The 16,924-nt window shown below is 73.4% G+C and carries 6 protein-coding genes; all 6 read right to left on the bottom strand.

Translation table 11 applies throughout. The features are described from left to right. Positions 1-61: 61 nt before the first annotated feature. The 6 genes from ABZS71_RS21620 to ABZS71_RS21595 all read right to left on the bottom strand — a co-directional run bounded on the left by ABZS71_RS21620 (position 62) and on the right by ABZS71_RS21595 (position 16,912). Positions 62-10,681 carry a type I polyketide synthase gene (locus ABZS71_RS21620; RefSeq protein WP_356212450.1) on the bottom strand — a complete coding sequence of 3,540 codons (10,620 nt, stop codon included), beginning with the start codon at positions 10,679-10,681 and terminating at the stop codon, positions 62-64. 151 nt (positions 10,682-10,832) lie between these two features. Beyond that, on the bottom strand, positions 10,833-12,122 hold the full coding sequence (locus tag ABZS71_RS21615) for a methylaspartate mutase (protein ID WP_356212447.1): 1,290 nt from the start codon (positions 12,120-12,122) through the stop codon (positions 10,833-10,835). After that, positions 12,119-12,544 carry a cobalamin-dependent protein gene (locus tag ABZS71_RS21610; protein WP_356212444.1) on the bottom strand — a complete coding sequence of 142 codons (426 nt, stop codon included), beginning with the start codon at positions 12,542-12,544 and terminating at the stop codon, positions 12,119-12,121. Before ABZS71_RS21610 ends, ABZS71_RS21615 begins: the two co-directional genes overlap by 4 nt. Positions 12,545-12,591: 47 nt before the next feature. After that, positions 12,592-13,833, bottom strand: coding sequence for a type III PLP-dependent enzyme (locus ABZS71_RS21605; RefSeq protein WP_356212441.1), 1,242 nt, complete (start codon positions 13,831-13,833; stop codon positions 12,592-12,594). Continuing rightward, positions 13,830-15,362, bottom strand: a complete 1,533-nt coding sequence (locus tag ABZS71_RS21600; RefSeq protein ID WP_356212438.1) for an AMP-binding protein — start codon at positions 15,360-15,362, stop codon at positions 13,830-13,832. Before ABZS71_RS21600 ends, ABZS71_RS21605 begins: the two co-directional genes overlap by 4 nt. After that, positions 15,359-16,912 (bottom strand): AMP-binding protein, encoded by a 1,554-nt coding sequence (locus ABZS71_RS21595; RefSeq protein ID WP_356212435.1) that lies wholly within the window; start codon positions 16,910-16,912, stop codon positions 15,359-15,361. Before ABZS71_RS21595 ends, ABZS71_RS21600 begins: the two co-directional genes overlap by 4 nt. Between the last annotated feature and the right edge of the window lie 12 nt (positions 16,913-16,924).

Below are 16,924 nucleotides of genomic sequence, written 5' to 3'. Positions count from 1 at the left end.
GTCGCTCCCTGATTGCGTGGCGGCGCTGATGGCTCGGCCGCCTGATTGCTTGGCGGCGTGATCAGCCGGCACTGTGGTCGAGGGCGGCGCGGACGAGGTCGGCGACGGCCATGCTCTTGATGTCCACGGACCGGTCGGTGGGCTCCGTGGCCGGTGCGCCGGGTTCGGACAGCTTCAGCAGCGTGTCCAGCAGTCCGGCCTCCCGGATGCGGGCGACCGGGATGGCGGCCACCAGTGCGGCGAGCCGCGCGTCGTCGGTCTCCTCGGCGGGGGCCCGGGTCTCCGGCCGCAGCGTGGCGAGCAGATAACCGGCCAGCGCCGCCGGGGTCGCGTAGTCGAAGATGAGGGTGGACGGCAGCCGCAGCCCGCCGGCCGCGTTGAGCTTGTTGCGCAGCTCCACCGCGGCGAGCGAGTCGAAGCCCAGCTCGGTGAAGGCGCGTTTGGGTTCGACGGAGGTGGGGCCGTCGTGGCCGAGGACCGCGGCCACCTCCGTGCGGACCACGTCCAGGACGGTGTGCTCGTGGTCGGCGGCGGGCAGCGCTTTGAGCCGGTCCGCGAGCGACCTTTCCGCGCCGGCGCGGATGCCCGGCCGGGGCCCGGCCAGGGCGCGCAGGATGTGCGGTGCGCCGTCGCTCCTGCGGCGCAGCGCCGCGGTGTCCAGCGCCACCGGCACCAGGGTGGCGCGGTCGGCGCGCAGAGCGGCGTCGAAGAGCGCGAGCCCCTGGTCGGGGTCGAGCGCGCCGATGCCGGAGCGTTCGATGCGCCGGCGGTCGGCCTCGTCGAGCTGTCCGCCCATGCCGCCGCCGCCCGCCCACAGGCCCCAGGCCAGGGAGACGGCGGGGAGCCCGGCGGCCCGGCGCTCCTCGGCGAGGGCGTCCAGGAAGGCGTTGGCGGCGGCGTAGTTGCCCTGGCCCGTGGCGTCGAGGCTGCCGGCCGCCGAGGAGAAGAGGACGAAGTGGGCGAGGTCGCGGTCGCGGGTCAGCTCGTGCAGATGCCACGCGGCGTCGGCCTTGGGCCGCAGGACGGTGTCGAGGCGCTCCGCCGTCAGGGAGCCGACCAGGCCGTCGTCCAGGACGCCCGCGGTGTGCACGACGCTGTCGACCGGATGCTCGGCGAGCAGCGCGGCGAGCGCCTCGCGGTCCGCGACATCGCAGCTCACCGCGGAGGCGTGGGCGCCGAGTGCGGCGAGTTCGGCGAGCAGCGGCGGAGCGTCCGGCGCCTTGGCGCCGCGCCGGCTGGCCAGAACCAGCCTGCGGACGCCGTGGTGGCTGACGAGATGCCGGGCGAGCAGCGCGCCGAGCCCGCCGGTGCCGCCGGTGATCAGTACGGTGCCCCAGTCACGGCCGGTGGCCTCGGAGTCGTCGGGGGCGTGGACCCTGGTGAGCCGCGGCACTCGCAACTCGCGGTCACGCACGGCAACTTCAGGCTCGCCCGTATCGAGCGCGGCGGCCAGCAGGGCCGGGGTGAGGGAACCGTCGGGGACGTCGACGAGGACGATCCGGCCCGGGTCCTCGGCCTGCGCCGCGCGGACCAGACCGCGCACCGCGCCGTCGGCCGGCCCCTGCCCGGTGAGGACGACGAGCGCGGCCGCGCCGTACCGCTCTTCGCCGAGCCAGGTCTGGACGGCTGCGAGGGCGGTGTCCAGCGCGGTCCGGGCGGCGGCCGGGGCGTCGGCCCCGGACGGTGTGCGCACCGGCAGCAGGACCGCGTCGGGCACGGTGTCCCCGAGCGAGGCCGGATCGGGGTGGACCGGGAATCCGAGCCCGAGGTCGGCGTCGCCCAGCACCGCGTACGTACGCCCGTCGGTCCCGGCCGCGGCCGGCTCCGGCAGCGGGCTCAGCTCGATGGCGTACAGCGGGTCCTGGCGCGCGCCGAGCCGGTCGGCGGTGACCGGGCGGGTCACGAACGACGCGACGGAGGCGAGGGGCACACCGCCGGTGTCGGCCAGGTCGATACGGGTGCCGTCGGTGCCGCGGGAGAGCCGTACCCGGGCCGCCGAGGCGCCCTGCGCATGCAGGGCGACCCCGGTCCAGGCGAACGGGAGGGCGATGCCCTTCCCGTCGTGGGCGTCCTCATCGTCGTCGTCGAGCAGGGACGAGACATGCAGGGCGGAGTCGAGCAGTGCGGGGTGGAGTCCGAAGCGGGCGGCCTCCTGGCGGGCGGTCGCGGGCAGTTCGAGCTCGGCGAAGACCTCATCGCCCCGGCGCCAGGCCGCCTGGACACCGCGGAAGACCGGCCCGTAGCCGTAGCCGTCGTCCGCCATCCGGTCGTAGAGCCCAAAGACGTCGACGGGCTCGGCGCCGGGCGGCGGCCACGCGGTGAGCGAGGGCGCGCCCTGGTCGGTGATCTCGTCGGTGAGGGTGCCGGTGGCGTTGCGGACCCACTCGGCCTCTCCGTTCTCCGGCCGGGAGAAGATCTCCACGGTGCCGTCCGGGGAGACGGCCACCTGGATCTGGACGGCGCTCTCAAGGACCAGGGGTGCCTGGAGGGTGAGTTCCTCCAGGACGGGCCGGCCGATGAGGTCGCCGCCGCGGATCGCGAGGTCGACGAGCGCGGTGCCGGGCAGCAGCACGGTGTCGTAGACGGCGTGCTCGGCGAGCATCGGGTGGGTGGCGGTCGAGAGCCGGCCGGTCAGCAGGACACCGTCGTTGCCGGCCATCCGGATCTCCGCACCTACCAGCGGGTGGTCGATCGCCGCCTGGCCGAGGCCGCCCGCGTCGCCCCGTGGGGCGGGGGTGTCGAGCCAGAACCGCCGGTGCTGGAAGGCGTACGTCGGCAGCTCGACCCGGCGCCCGGTGTAGTCGCCGTAGAGCGCGGGCCAGTCGACGTCGGCGCCGCGCGTGTGCACCCGCGCCAGCGCGCCGAGCAACTCCCGCACCTGCGGCTTGTCCTTGCGGGCTGTCGGTACGAAGGCGGCGTCGGAGTCGTCGGCGAGGCATGCGGGGCCCATCGCGGCGAGCACGGCGTCCGGGCCGAGTTCGAGGAAGGTGTCGACGCCCTGCCCCTCCAGGGCCACGACGGCGTCCGCGAACCGTACGGTCTCCCGCACATGCCGGACCCAGTACTCCGGGGAGCACAGCTCGTCCGCGGTGGCCGGGCGGCCGGTGAGCGTCGAGACGAGGGGGATCGTCGGCGCGTCGGCGGCGAGGCCCGCCATGACCGCCCCGAACTCCTCCAGCATCGCGTCCATGCGCGGTGAGTGGAAGGCGTGGGAGACCCGCAGCCGCTTGGACTTCTCGAAGCGGGCGGCGAGTTCGAGCACGGCGTCCTCGTCGCCGGACACCACCACGGACCGGGGTCCGTTGACGGCCGCGACGCTCATCCGCTCGTCCAGCAGCGGCAGGACGTCGGCCTCGGCTGCCCGCACCGCGACCATCGCGCCGCCCTCGGGCAGGGCCTGCATCAGCCGGCCGCGCGCGGCGACGGCGGTCACGGCGTCCTCCAGCGACCAGACCCCGGCCACATGCGCGGCCGCGAACTCGCCGATGGAGTGGCCGGCCAGGACGTCGGGCCGCGGCCCGAAGGACTCCAGCAGCCGGAAGAGAGCCACTTCGGTCGCGAACAGGGCGGCCTGGGTGTACGCCGTCTGCTCCAGCACCTCGGGCTCGTCACCGAAGACCACCTCGGCCAGCGGCCGCTCCAGCGCCTTGTCCAGGAGCGCCGCGGCCTGGTCGAAGTGGGCGGCGTAGACCGGGAAGGTGTCGTACCACTCGCGTCCCATGCCCGGACGCTGCGCCCCCTGCCCGGAGAAGAGGAAGGCCAGACCGCCCTCGGTGACGGAGCCGGTGACCAGGCCCGGTGCGGAGGCGCCGCGAGCGAGTGCGTCGAGTCCGGCCGTCGCCTCGGCGCGGTCGGCGGCGAGGACCACCGCGCGGTACGGATGGGCGCCGCGGGTGGTGACCAGCGCGCTTCCCAGATCGGCCGGTTCGACGTGCGCCATCGTCAGCAAGCGTTCGGCCTGGCCGCGCAGCGCGTCGGCGGCGCGGGCCGAGACCGGCAGCGCCACCACGTCCGGCGCATTGCCGGTGGGGGGCTCCTCGGCGGCGGGCTCGGGTGCCTCCTCGATGATGACGTGGGCGTTGGTGCCGCTGATGCCGAAGGAGGACACTCCGGCGCGGCGCGGCGCGCCATCGGTCTCCCAGGGCCGGGTGGAGGTGAGGAGTTCAACGGCGCCGGCGTCCCAGTCCACCTGGTCCGACGGGGAGTCCACATGCAGGGTCTTCGGCAGCGTCCGGTGGCGCATCGCCATCACCATCTTGATGACACCGGCGACACCGGCCGCGGCCTGGGTGTGCCCGATGTTGGATTTGATGGACCCCAGCCACAGCGGGCGGTCATCCGTGCGCTCCTGCCCGTAGGTGGCGAGCAACGCCTGGGCCTCGATGGGGTCGCCGAGGGTCGTGCCGGTGCCATGTGCCTCGACCGCGTCGACCTCGGCGGCGGTCAGTCCGGCGCCGGCCAGCGCTGCGCGGATCACCCGCTGCTGGGACGGGCCGTTGGGGGCGGTCAGTCCGTTCGAGGCGCCGTCGGAGTTGATGGAGCTGCCGCGGACCAGGGCCAGCACATGGTGGCCGTTGCGGCGGGCGTCGGAGAGCCGCTCGACCACCAGCATGCCGACGCCCTCGCCCCAGCCGGTGCCGTCGGCGGCGGTGGCGAACGACTTGCAGCGGCCGTCGGCGGCGAGCCCGCGCTGGCGGCTGAAGTCCACGAAGGTGTCCGGGGTGGACATCACCGTGACACCGCCGGCGAGGGCCAGTTCGCACTCCCCCTGCCGCAGCGCCTGCGCGGCCAGATGCAGGGTGACCAGCGAGGAGGAGCAGGCCGTGTCAACGGTGACGGCCGGTCCCTCCAGGCCCAGCGCGTAGGCGACCCGGCCGGACACCACACTGCCGAGGTTGCCGTTGCCGAGGTAGGCGGCGACATCGTCGGGCACCTCCGTCAGCCAGGTGCCGTAGTCGTGGTACATGACGCCCGCGAACACACCGGTGCGGGTGCCACGGATGGTCGCGGGGTCGATACCGGCCCGTTCGCACGCCTCCCAGGACACCTCCAGCAGCAGCCGCTGCTGCGGGTCCATGGCGACGGCCTCGCGCGGGCTGATGCCGAAGAAGTCGGCGTCGAACTGGGCCGCGTCGTAGAGGAATCCGCCCTCGCGGGCGTAGGTCCTGCCCGGGGTGCCCGGCTCGGGGTCGTAGAGCGCGTCACCGTCCCAGCCGCGGTCGGCGGGGAATCCCGCCATGCCGTCCACGCCGTCGGCGACCAGCTGCCACAGCTCCTCGGGCGAGGTGACACCGCCGGGGTAGCGGCAGCTCATGCCGACGATGGCGATCGGCTCGTCGGCCGCCGCGGCCACGGTGGCGACGCTGGTGGTGGGCTGCCGCTCGGCGCCGAAGAGCGTGTCGCGGATGTGGTCGGCGAGCGCCTTGGACGTCGGGTAGTCGAAGACGATGGTGGCGGGCAGCCGCAGTCCGGTCGTGGTGTTCAGGCGGTTGCGCAGCTCCACGGCAGCCAGCGAGTCGAAGCCCAGCTCGGTGAAGGCCCGGGTGGGGTCGATGGCTGCCGCGCCGTCGTGCCGCAGTACGGCCGCCACCTCGGTGCGGACCAGCTCCAGCAGGGTGCGGTCGCGGTCGGCGGGGAGCAGCGCGGCCGGCCCGGTGGCGGCCTGTCCCTGCGGCGCCTGGGCCGCGGCTGCCCGGCGGGCCGCCGGGCGCACGACGGCGCTCAGCAGCGGCGGGATGCCGTCGGCCCGCTTCCGTACGGCGGTGGCGTCCACCTCGACGGGGACGACACGGGGTTCACCGGCGCGTACGGCGGCGTCGAACAGGTTCAGGGACCGCTCGGCGCTCAGCCCGGGCAGGCCGTACCCCGCGATGCGGGCGAGCGTGGCCTCGTCGAGCGCCGCGCCCATACCGGCGTCGGTCGCCCACAGGCCCCAGGACAGGGCGGTGGCGGGCAGGCCGAGGGAGGTCCGGTGTTCGGCGAGGGCGTCGAGGAAGGCGTTGGCGGCGGCGTAGTTGCCCTGCCCGGCGCCGTCGAGGACGGCGGCGAGCGAGGAGAACAGCACAAAGGCGGTCAGCGGCCGGCCGCGGGTCAGCTCGTGCAGATGCCAGGCGCCGTCGACCTTGGCCCGGAACACCTCGTCGACCATGTCGTCGGTGAGCGATCCGATGACGCCGTCGCGCACTGTGCCCGCCGCGTGGACCACCGAGTCGACGGGGTGCTCGGCCAGCAGCGCGGCCACCGACGCGCGGTCGCTCACATCGCAGGCGACGACGGCCACATCGGCGCCGAGCGCCGTCAGCTCGGCCGCCAGCTCCGGGGCCTCGCCCCGGCGGCCGGCGAGCACCAGGGAACGCACCCCGTGTGCGCGCACCAGGTGGCGGGCGAGCAGTCCACCGAGGCCGCCCGTGCCGCCGGTGATCAGGACCGTGCCCCACTCGGGCGCCGTGGCAGGCCGCGGCTGAAAGGCCGTCAGTCGGGGGACCCGCGGCTCGCCGCCGGCCAGTGACACCTCGGGTTCGCCGGTGGCGAGGGCGGCGCGCAGGGCGGTGTCGTCAAGGGTGCCGTCGTGCTCCACGAGCACGATGCGCCCGGGGTTCTCCGCCTGCGCCGAGCGCACCAGACCGCGGACCGGCGCCTGGGCCAGTCCGGTGTGCGTGGCCACCACCAGCCGGGAGTCGGCGAGCCGGTCGTCGGCCGGCCAGCCCCGCAGCAGCCGCAGGACGTCAAAGGTGGCGGCGCGGGCGGCGGCGGTGGGCTCGCCGTCGGGCTGGGCCACCCGGTGGAGTACGGCGTCGGGCGCGGGGTCGTACTCCAGTGTGTGGAGCCCGCCGGCCGGCTCCGCGATCCGCAGCGGTGCGGACTCGGCGGGCCGGGGGACGGGCACGTGCCGCACCGTGTAGAGCGGCTCGGTGGTGTCCTGGGCGGGGCGGGAGGCGAGCGCCGCCACCTCGGCCACCGGGGCGCCGGTGGCGTCGGCGAGCTGGAGTGCGATGGTGTCCGTGCCCGCGCCGGTGATCCGTACCCGCAGCGACGAGGCGCCGACCGCGTACAGGGTGACTCCGGTCCAGGCGAAGGGGATCAGGACCTCGTCGCGCGGCGGGGTGTCGAGGCCGGCGGCGTGCAGCGCCGCGTCGAGCAGCGCCGGGTGCAGACCGAATCCCGCCGCGTCGGCCGCGGTCCGCTCGTCGAGGGCGACCTCGGCGTACACCTCGTCGCCGTGCCGCCAGGCGGCGCGCAGGCCCTGGAAGGCCGGGCCGTAGCCGTATCCCTGGTCGGCCAGTTCTCCGTAGAACTCCGACACATCCAGGGGCGTGGCGCCGCTCGGCGGCCAGACGGCCGGCGGCGCGGGCGGCGGCGCCACGTCGGCCGTGAGCACACCGTCGGCGTGCCGGGTCCACGGCGTGGCGTCCTCGCCGTCGGGGCGGGAGTGGACGGTGACGGGGAAGCGGCCGCTCTCGTCGGGCTCCCCCACCGCGACCTGGATGGCCACGCCGCCGTCGGCGGGGAGGGCGAGCGGGGCGCCGAGGGTCAGTTCCTCCAGGGTGGAGGCGCCCACGTGGTCCCTGGCGCGCAGGGCCAGTTCGACGAAGGCGGTGCCCGGGAAGAGCACCCGGCCGGAGATCACATGGTCGGCCAGCCACGGCTGGGTGCGCGGCGAGAGGCGTCCGGTCAGCACTACGCCGTCGGCGCCGACGGCGACGACCGCGCCGAGCAGCGGATGTCCGGCCGGGAGCTGGCCCAGATCGGTGGCGTCGGTGGTGCCCGAGCCCTGCTCCAGCCAGAACCGCCGGCGCTGGAAGGGGTAGGTGGGCAGATCGAGGCGCCGGGCGCCGCGGCCGGTGAAGAACCGGTCCCAGTCGACGGATATGCCGCGCCGGTACGCGAGGGCGAGGGCCGAGAGGGCCTCGGGCGCCTCGGGCCGGTCGCGGCGCAGCAGCGGGGCGAAGGCGGTGCCGGGGCCCGCCACGCAGTCGTCGCCCATGGCGCTGAGCACACCGTCCGGGCCGATCTCCAGGAAGGTGCGGACCCCTGCGTCCTCCAGCCAGCGCACTCCCTCGTGGAAGCGCACCTGGGCGCGGACGTGTTCCACCCAGTACTCGGGGTCGCACAGCTCGTCGGTGGTGAGCGCGCCGGTCACCGTGGACACGATGGGGATGGCCGGGGTGGCGTAGTCGAGGACGTGGGCGATCCGGCGGAACCCGGCGAGCATCGGTTCCATGAGCGGCGAGTGGAAGGCGTGGCTGACCCGCAGCCGCTTGGTGTCGTGGCCACGCTCGGCGAGTACGTCCGCGATGGCGAGCACCTCCTTCTCGGCGCCGGATAGCACCACGGCGGTGGGCCCGTTGACCGCCGCGAGGGAGACGCGCTCGGTCAGCAGGGGTGTCACCTCGGACGCGCTCGCCCGCACGGCGACCATGGCGCCGCCCGCCGGGAGGTGCTGCATGAGGCGGCCACGCGCGGCGACCAGGATCGAGGCGTCCTCCAGGGTGAGGATGCCCGACACATGGGCGGCGGCGAGCTCGCCGATGGAGTGGCCGGCGAGGTAGTCGGGCCGCAGGCCCCAGCTCTCGGCGAGGCGGTAGAGGGCCACCTCGATGGCGAACAGGGCCGGCTGGGCGTACTCGGTGCGGTTCAGCCGCTCGGCCTCCGGTGAGCCGGGGGCCGCGTCGGGGATGGCGAACAGCACCTCGCTCAGGGGGAGTTCGAGCTGCATGTCCAGATAGGCGCAGGCGTCCTGGAGAGCCTCGGCGAACACCGGGTAGGTGCGGGCGAGTTCGAGGCCCATGGCGATGCGCTGGCTGCCCTGGCCGGTGAAGAGGAACGCGAGCTTGCCCGGGGCGGCGGCCTCGGTGGGGGCCGTCCCGGAGGCGAGGGCCTCCAGCTCCCGGCGCAGCGCGTCGCGGTCGTCGGCGACGACGACGGCGCGGTGGGAGAGCGCGGCGCGCGTGGTGGCCAGCGAGTACGCGAGGTCGGTGAGCGGCGCGTGGTCCACCAGGGACAGCAGATCCGACGCCCGGTCGCGGAGCGCCTGTTCGCCGCGCGCCGACAGCACGAACGGCAGCGGCGCGGGGGCCTGCGGCGCCTCGGCCTCTTCGGCGGCGCCGGCGGCCTCGGGCCGCTCCAGGATGAGGTGGGCGTTGGTTCCGCTGACCCCGAAGGACGAGACACCGGCCCGGCGCGGCCGTCCGGTCTCGGGCCACGGCCGGTCCTCGGTGACGAGTTCGACGGCCCCCGCCGACCAGTCGATGCGCGGGCTCGGCTCGTCGATGTGCAGCGTCCTCGGCACCCTGCCGTGGTGCATGCTGAGGATCATCTTGATGACACCGGCGACACCGGCGGCGCCCTGGGTGTGCCCCAGGTTCGACTTGACGGAGCCGAGCAGCAGCGGGGTGTCCGCGGGCCGGTCCCGGCCGTAGGTGGCGATCAGCGCGTTGGCCTCGATCGGATCGCCGAGCCTGGTGCCGGTGCCGTGGGCGTCGACCACGTCGACGTCGGCCGCGGTCAGTCCGGCGTTGGCGAGCGCCTGGCGGATCAGCCGCGCCTGCGACGCGCCGCTGGGGGCGGTGAGCCCGTTGCTCGCGCCGTCCTGGTTGACGGCGGAGCCCCGTACGACGGCGAGCACCCGATGGCCCTTGCGGCGCGCCTCGGAGAGCCGCTCCAGTACGAGGACGCCGACGCCCTCGGCGAAGCCGGTGCCGTCGGCCGCCGCCGCGAACGCCTTGCAGCGTCCGTCGGGCGCGAGGCCGCGCTGCCGGCTGAACGCGGTGAACACACCGGGCCCGCCCATCACCGCGACACCGCCGGCCAGCGCCATCGACGACTCGCCCTGGCGGAGCGACTGGCAGGCCAGATGGATGGCGACGAGCGAGGCCGAGCAGGCGGTGTCGACCGTGACGGCGGGCCCCTCCGCGCCGAGCACATAGGCGACCCGGCCGGAGATGACGCTCGGCGCGTTGCCGGTCATCAGATAGGCGTCGAGCCCGTCGGGGGCGTCGTGCAGCCGGGGTCCGTACTCCTGCACCTCGGCGCCGAAGAACATGCCCGCCGCGCTGCCGCGCACTCCGGTCGGGTCGATGCCCGCGTGCTCCAGCGCCTCCCAGGCGGTCTCCAGGATCAGCCGCTGCTGCGGGTCCATGCCCAGCGCCTCGCGCGGGCTGATCCCGAAGAAGTCGGCGTCGAACGCGGTGGCGGTGTCGAGGAATCCACCGGCCCGCACATAGCTCTTGCCGGGCTCGTCGGGGTTCTCGTCGAAGAGCCGGGCCAGGTCCCAGCCCCGGTCGTCGGGGAATCCGGAGAGAACCTCGCCGCCGTCGGACAGCAGTTGCCATACGGCGTCGGCCGAGTGCACCCCGCCGGGGAACCGGCAGCCGATGCCCACGACGGCGACGGGCTCGTCGACCGGGCCTGTCATCCGCTCGACCGGCGCGACGGCGTCGGTGCCGAGCGCCCCGGCCAGCAGCCGATCGGCGAGCGCCTCGGGGGTGGGGCAGTCGTAGGCGACGGTGACCGGGAGGTCGAGCCCGGTCTCGGCGCTCAGCCTGCGGTGCAGATCGACCGCGGCCAGCGAGTCGAGCCCCAGTTCGGCGAACGGAAGCCGGGGGTCCGCAGTGCCGGTGGCCTCGGGCCGTACGGCCTTGAGTGCCGCCGTCACCTGGGCGTGCACAAGGTCGAGGACCACCCTCCGGTGTTCCGACGGTGCGGCTGTGGCCAGCAGTCGTGCCAGTGCTGATTCGGAACCGGGCCCGTTCATCCACGCATCTCACTTTCGGCCGACACCGTTTTTCCCAACGGTAGTGACGTCCAAAGAGCGGCTACACCCTTAATTGCCCCTAGACGCCGAGGGCTTTCTCGCTCGAGGACCCGCTGATCATCTCCGGGTCGAAGGTCCGGCGAACATAGGACAACGACGCGAGCAGTTCGCCGGAGGTGATGGTGCGGGAATCGCGGGTGTCGACGATGCCGGCCAAGGGCATCTTTCCGATGTCCGCCCAGCGCAGCCGTCCAGCCGCGTCGATATAGCTTCTGCTGCGTCCCATATTGTCGGGATGCAGACAGTAGGGGACGTCGAGGTAACCCTGGCGAAAGGCGAGCAGAAGGGCCTGATCGAGGTCCTCCGCCAGGTTGAGGACCGATGTGACCAGGGCGGACGCCTCCGCATAGATCTGCGAGTCGGCCTTCTCCGGCGCGCCGGACACGGTGTGCCGCGCCGCGGCGGCGGCCGTCGCCGCGTATTCCAGCGCGGCGACGTTCTCCTCGACCGTCGGAATGCGGACGGATTCGGCGGCCGTCTTCACGATCAGCCGCTCCGACCCCGTCACCACGGCGAGTTCGACCGCCCGGCCGAGCAGCCGATAGGCCCCTTCCGGGGTCACCGGATAGAGGCCCATATAGGCGTAGACGACCACGTGCCATTCGGCGTCCGGCAACAGCTCGGCACACAGCCGGCGCAATGCGGCCACGGCTTCGATGTCCTGCCGGTGATTCGTCTGCTGGGCATAGCTGGCGGAAAGGGAGCGCAGCCCGTGCCGGTAGAAGAACAGCGCCTCCAGCGCGCTGATCGCCACCAGCAGACTCGGTGGGCAGAGCTGGCCGAGCATACAGCCGCCGAAGGTCTCCAGATGCGGCTGCGCACCGGTCTCCCGGAGCTCGGCGAAGAGCTCACTGGACCGGGCCCAGTGGGCCATCGACTCGCCCAGCGGGATCCGTCCGTACGGCAGGCAGTACGAGACGGGGCCGCCTTCCGAGGCGTCGAGGCCCACGGCCATGAGCGCCCGGAAGATGTCCATGGGAGCGGCGGAGCCGTGGCGGACCTGGACGGGGAAGTTCTCCGCGCAGGCCCCCTCCAGTACCGCCTTCGTGGTGTCCAGGTCGTGGCTGACGATGGGGTAGCCGTTGAGCGACACCCCTTCCATCAGGGCGAGTTCGGCGGACTCCAGATCCCCGACCCGGGTGTAGCTGTCGATGGTGAGGGTGCCGGCCGTGGTCCCGGCGGCGGCCTTCGCGGCCAGCAGGCCGGCTCGCATCCGGGCCGGCTCGCTCATGCCCATCCGGGGTTGCACCACGAGTTCGCCGGCGTCATGAGCCCGGCGGACGAACGCGCCGAAACCCCCGCCGGTCACACCAGGGCCCGCTGCGGAAGCGCGTCGAGCATCCGCGAGAAGGCACCGATCCCCTCCGCGCTGTCGTCGAAGACCGCGTCGTACCCGGCGTTCTTGAGGTTGGCCGCCTCGACCGCGCTCCGGGTGCCGGAGATGCCCAGCTTCCCGCCGATGACGACCGGCAGTTCGCCCAGCTCCGGGTGGTCGCGCAGGCGGGTGATCATCCGCATGCCGTCCTGGTAGCCATGGCCGTTGACGCTGCTCATCACGATCAGTGCGGGCCGCTGGGCCAGCGCCTCGGAGATCAGCAGCTCCTCGGGGACGCAGGGGCCGAGGTTGACGACCCGGTGGCCGTGTTCCTCCAGCAGCAGCTGCAGGAACACCAGGTTCCAGGTGTGCGAGTCCGAGAGCCCGCCGGCCACGATGACGGGCGCGTCGTTCACGGTCTCAGGCGGCGCCGAAGCCGGGACCGGGGTCGGTGCGGAGGTACTCATCGAGGGGCCTGCCCGTATGCGTAGGTGCGGATGTGGTCGATCCGGGAAGCGGATACGACGTCCGGGCCACGTACGACGACTTCCGTCGGGGCGGGCCGGCCGAGGAACATCAGCAGGCTCGCCGTCACCCCGTAGGCACCGGCGTTGGGGATGGTGAGGAGGTCTCCGGGCGCCGGGTCCGCGAGCACGACATCCCGGCCGAGCACATCGCCCGGGGTGCACAGCGGGCCGACCAGCATGGCGGGGTCCCCGGCGCCGGGCGCCGACTCGTTCGGAAGCACGGAGACCGGAAGGATCCGGCCGAGGCCGGACATGCCGCCGAAGGTGTTGATACCGCCGTCGAGGATGACGAAGCGGCGTCCCCGGCTCTCCTTGATGTTGACCACGCCGACGAGCAGCGTGCCGCTGTCGCCGACCAGATAGCGCCCGGACTCGAGGGCGATCCGCGGACCGCCGTCGCGCCATCGGGGGAAGTGCGTGTCCAGCGTGGCGGCCAGCGCCTCCCGCAGCTCGCCGTAGACCGGGCGTTCGCCACCCGCCGCGTACGGGGCGGAGAAGCCGCCGCCTATGTCGACGAAGCGGAACCGTATGCCGAGTTGCTCCTGCAGTTCGGCGGCCTTCTCGATGGTGTGCCGGAACTCGGCGATCAGGCTCGCCTCGTCCGCCGCGTTGCTGAGCGGGAAGAAGTGCAGGCCCGCGATGGTGGTGCCGGGTACATCCGACACCTTCTCGCGCAGGTCCGCCAGCGTCTCGCTGTCGAAGCCGAACTGCGAGGGGACACCGGTCATCCGGATGCTGGTGGCGGTGCTCGCGCTGACACTGTTGACGCGCAGCAGACAGTCGGCGGTGACACCGAGCCGGCCGGCCGCCTCGCCGACGCGGCGCAAGTCGCCGGGCGACTCGACGGAGAACAGCCGGACGCCCTTGGCCAGCGCCTCGGTCAGCTCCTCCGCGGTCTTGCCGGGGCCGGTGTAGAGGATGTCGGCGCCGGAGAACCCGGCCGTGAGGACGGCGGCGAGCTCGCCGACGGAGCTGATCTCCGCCCGGCAGCCGCGCCCGCCGTCGCCGCGCATCTCCCGCAGCACGTCCGGGTGCGGGTTGGCCTTGGCCGCGTAGAAGAGATGGACTTCGTCGGGCAGCGCGGCGAGCAGATCCCGCCGGGCCGCCCGGACGCGGTCGAGGTCGTAGACGTAACTGGGAGTGCCGAACCGCTTGGCGAGCTCCGTGTGGCCGATCACGAGGGGGTCCCTTCGAAAAGCTGGGCGAGCTGCTTGCGCGCGTGCTTGCCGTGCGGGGTCAGCGGAAGCTCGTCGACGACCCGGCACAGACCGGGCACCTTGGCCGGCTCCAGGCGCAGCGACAGCTCCCGCAGCACGGTGTGCGGTAGTACGTCGCCCTCGACGCACACCGCGAGGTCGCGGTCGCCGCTCGGCGGCAGGACGGCGGCGGCCCGCACACCGGGGATGTCGGAGGCGGCGGCCTCGATCTCCATCGTGGACATACGGACGCCCTTGCGCTTGAACATGTCGTCCCGGCGGCCCTCGTAGTACAGGAAGCCGTCCTCGTCGAGATGTCCGTAGTCACCGGTGTGCAGCCGCGGCCTGCCGCCGCCCGGGGCGGGCCGGAAGGTGCGCTCGGTGAGTTCGGGCGCCCGCCAGTAGCCGGGCATCACATGCGGGCCCTCGACCACGATCTCGCCGGTCTCGCCGAGCGGCACCTCGGCGCCGTTCCGGTCGACGACGAACACGGTGGTGCCGGGCAGCGGGCGGCCGACCGAGTCGCCCTTGGTGTCCTCGAACTCGGGCGGCAGGACGGAGATGCGCTTGCACTCCGTCTGGCCGAACTGCAGCACCACCTCGCAGCCGGGGAACGCCGTGCGCAGCCCGTCGGCGGTGCTCTTCGGCAGCGCGGCGCCGGTGTTGGTGAACATCCGCACCCGCGACTCCTGGGCCGGCTCACGCTCGGCGAGGGCCACGATCATGGTGGCGAGGGACGGCACGATGGGCACCACGGTGGCCCCGGACTCGCGGATCCGCTTCAGCAGGACCAGATCCGACTCCCCGTCGGCGAGGACGAGTTCGCAGCGGCCCAGGGCGGTGAGCAGGATCTTGTAGAGGCCGTAGTCCCAGGAGATCGGGAACCGGCAGAACACCACGTCGTCGGGGCGGTAGCCGAGTTCGAGATGGATGGCCTCGGAGGCGAACACCATCCGGCCGTGCGGGCAGATGACGGCCTTGGGCGCCGCGGTGCTGCCCGAGGTGTACACGAGGACCGCGATGGCCTCGGCGTCGAATTCCGCGGCGGCGGTGGCCCGCGCGCCCACGGCGTGCAGATCGGACACCTGGTCCCAGACCTCGCTGAGGCCGTCCACCGGGACCTCGGCGAAGCCGGCGATCCGCTCCACCGCCGAGCCGGCGGCGATGACCAGCCGGGGCTCGGCGTTGGCGAGCACCGACTTCAGGTGGTAGTCCTTCATGCCCGTGTTCACCGGTACGAGCGCCGCGCCGCGCCGGGAGGCGCCGTAGAACAGCGCGACCAGCTCACGGGTGCTCGGCACCTGCACAAGCACCCGGTCGCCGAGCCCGATGCCACGGGATTCCAGCCATGCGTCCACGGCGTGGCTGTACGCGGTGAGCTCCGGGTAGGTCCACCGCCCGGCCGGGTCGCTGACGGCGATGGCGTTCGGGCCGGCGTCCGCCGTCGCCTCGTCCAGCACGGCGTGCACCAGCACGCCCGACCGGGGTTCCGATGTCGAGTTACGGTTCACTGCGCCCCGTGCTGCCTTTCATCAGAGCCCTCCTGTGCGGCCTGGAGGGCGAGCTTTCTGCGGTCTGTCTTCCGGTTGGAGTTCAGCGGGAACGCGTCGAGGTGCACATACCGCTTGGGGACGATCGCGGTGGGCAGGCTGCGCCGTACCTCGCCGGTGAGCTGGATGAGCGGGACGGCCTCGCCGGTGTAGAACACGACGAGCTCCATGGTCCGCCCGGCCGGGACGGCCACGGTGACCGCGTCCCGCACACCGGCGCAGCCGCGTACGGCCGCGTCCACCTCGGCCAGTTCCACCCGTACGCCGTGCACCTGGACCTGCGCGTCCTTACGGCCCAGATAGAGCCAGCCGCCGTCGGCGGCGCGCCGGACCCGGTCGCCGGTCAGGTAGTAGCGGTGTCCGTACCGTTCGAGGAACCGGCCGGTGTCATCGGCGGGGTCGAGATAGCCGGGGGTGAGCTGGGGCCCGGCGATGCACAGTTCGCCCTCGGTGTCGCTCTCCTCGCCCTCGGCGTCGAGCAGCAGCACCTCATGGGTGTGGTGCACGGCGCCGATCGGCACCATGTCGTTGAGGGCGCGTTCCCCGGTCCACCGATGGGCGCTGATGGTGATCGTCAGCTCGGTCGGTCCGTAGAGGTTCTCCAGGATCGCGTACGGTGCCGCGTTGCCCCAGTCCTCCGCGTCCTGGCAGCTCAGCGCCTCACCGGCGAAGAAGCTCCGGCGCAGCGAGGGCATCGCGCCCGGTCGCAGGCCCCCCATGCGCCGGATCAGCGCGATGGCGCTGGGCGTGGAGAACCAGACGGTCAGCCCCTGCGCGGCGATGAACTCCGGCATGTCCCGGTACGCCTCCGGCGGCGGCACCACGAGCGTGGCGCCGGCCCCCCAGGCGCAGAACAGGTCGAACATCCCGCAGTCGAAGTTGAGGTCGAAGTTCTGCGAGAACACGTCCTCGGGGCCGAAGCCGTAGCGCTCGTCGAGCAGGGAGAAGTAGTGGTGGGTGTTGGCATGGGTGACCGGGACGCCCTTGGGGCGCCCCGTCGAGCCCGAGGTGAACAGGATGTAGGCGATGTCCGTCGCACGGGCCGGCATCGGCGCCTTGAGCGCGCTGTCCGGGTCGAGGGACACGGCGGTCATGGGCTGGCCGCCGGGCGGGAAGAGCACCGGCAGATCGAGCCCGGTGTCCGCGCGGAGCCCGGTGAGCGCGGGCAGCGAATCGTCGTCGGCGATCAGGGCGTCGACCCCGGCCGCGTCGATCATCTGCCGGGTGCGCAGCGCGGGGAAAGAGGGATGCAACGGGACCGTCGTGATGCCGGTGTAGAGACCGGCGAGGAGGGCCACGTAGGCCGAGGGGTCCTTCCCCGCCAGCACACCGATCGCGGTGGGCGGGGACGCGCCGTCGGCCAGCAGCGAGCCCGCCAGCACCAGCGCGCGCTCGTGCAGCTCCCGGTAGGTCAGCGTCGTACCGCCGGCCCGGACCGCGGGCCGGTCGGGCGAGGTGGCCAGTCCGCGCAGAAAGCGTCCGGACAGCGTGATGTCCACGGTGGGATCCATGGATGCGGTCCG

The organism is Streptomyces sp. NPDC005393 (assembly GCF_040606675.1).
Lineage (GTDB): Bacteria > Actinomycetota > Actinomycetes > Streptomycetales > Streptomycetaceae > Streptomyces.
The sequence above is the reverse complement of the archived record's forward strand: the minus strand, read 5'-3'. Positions and strand labels throughout refer to the sequence as shown.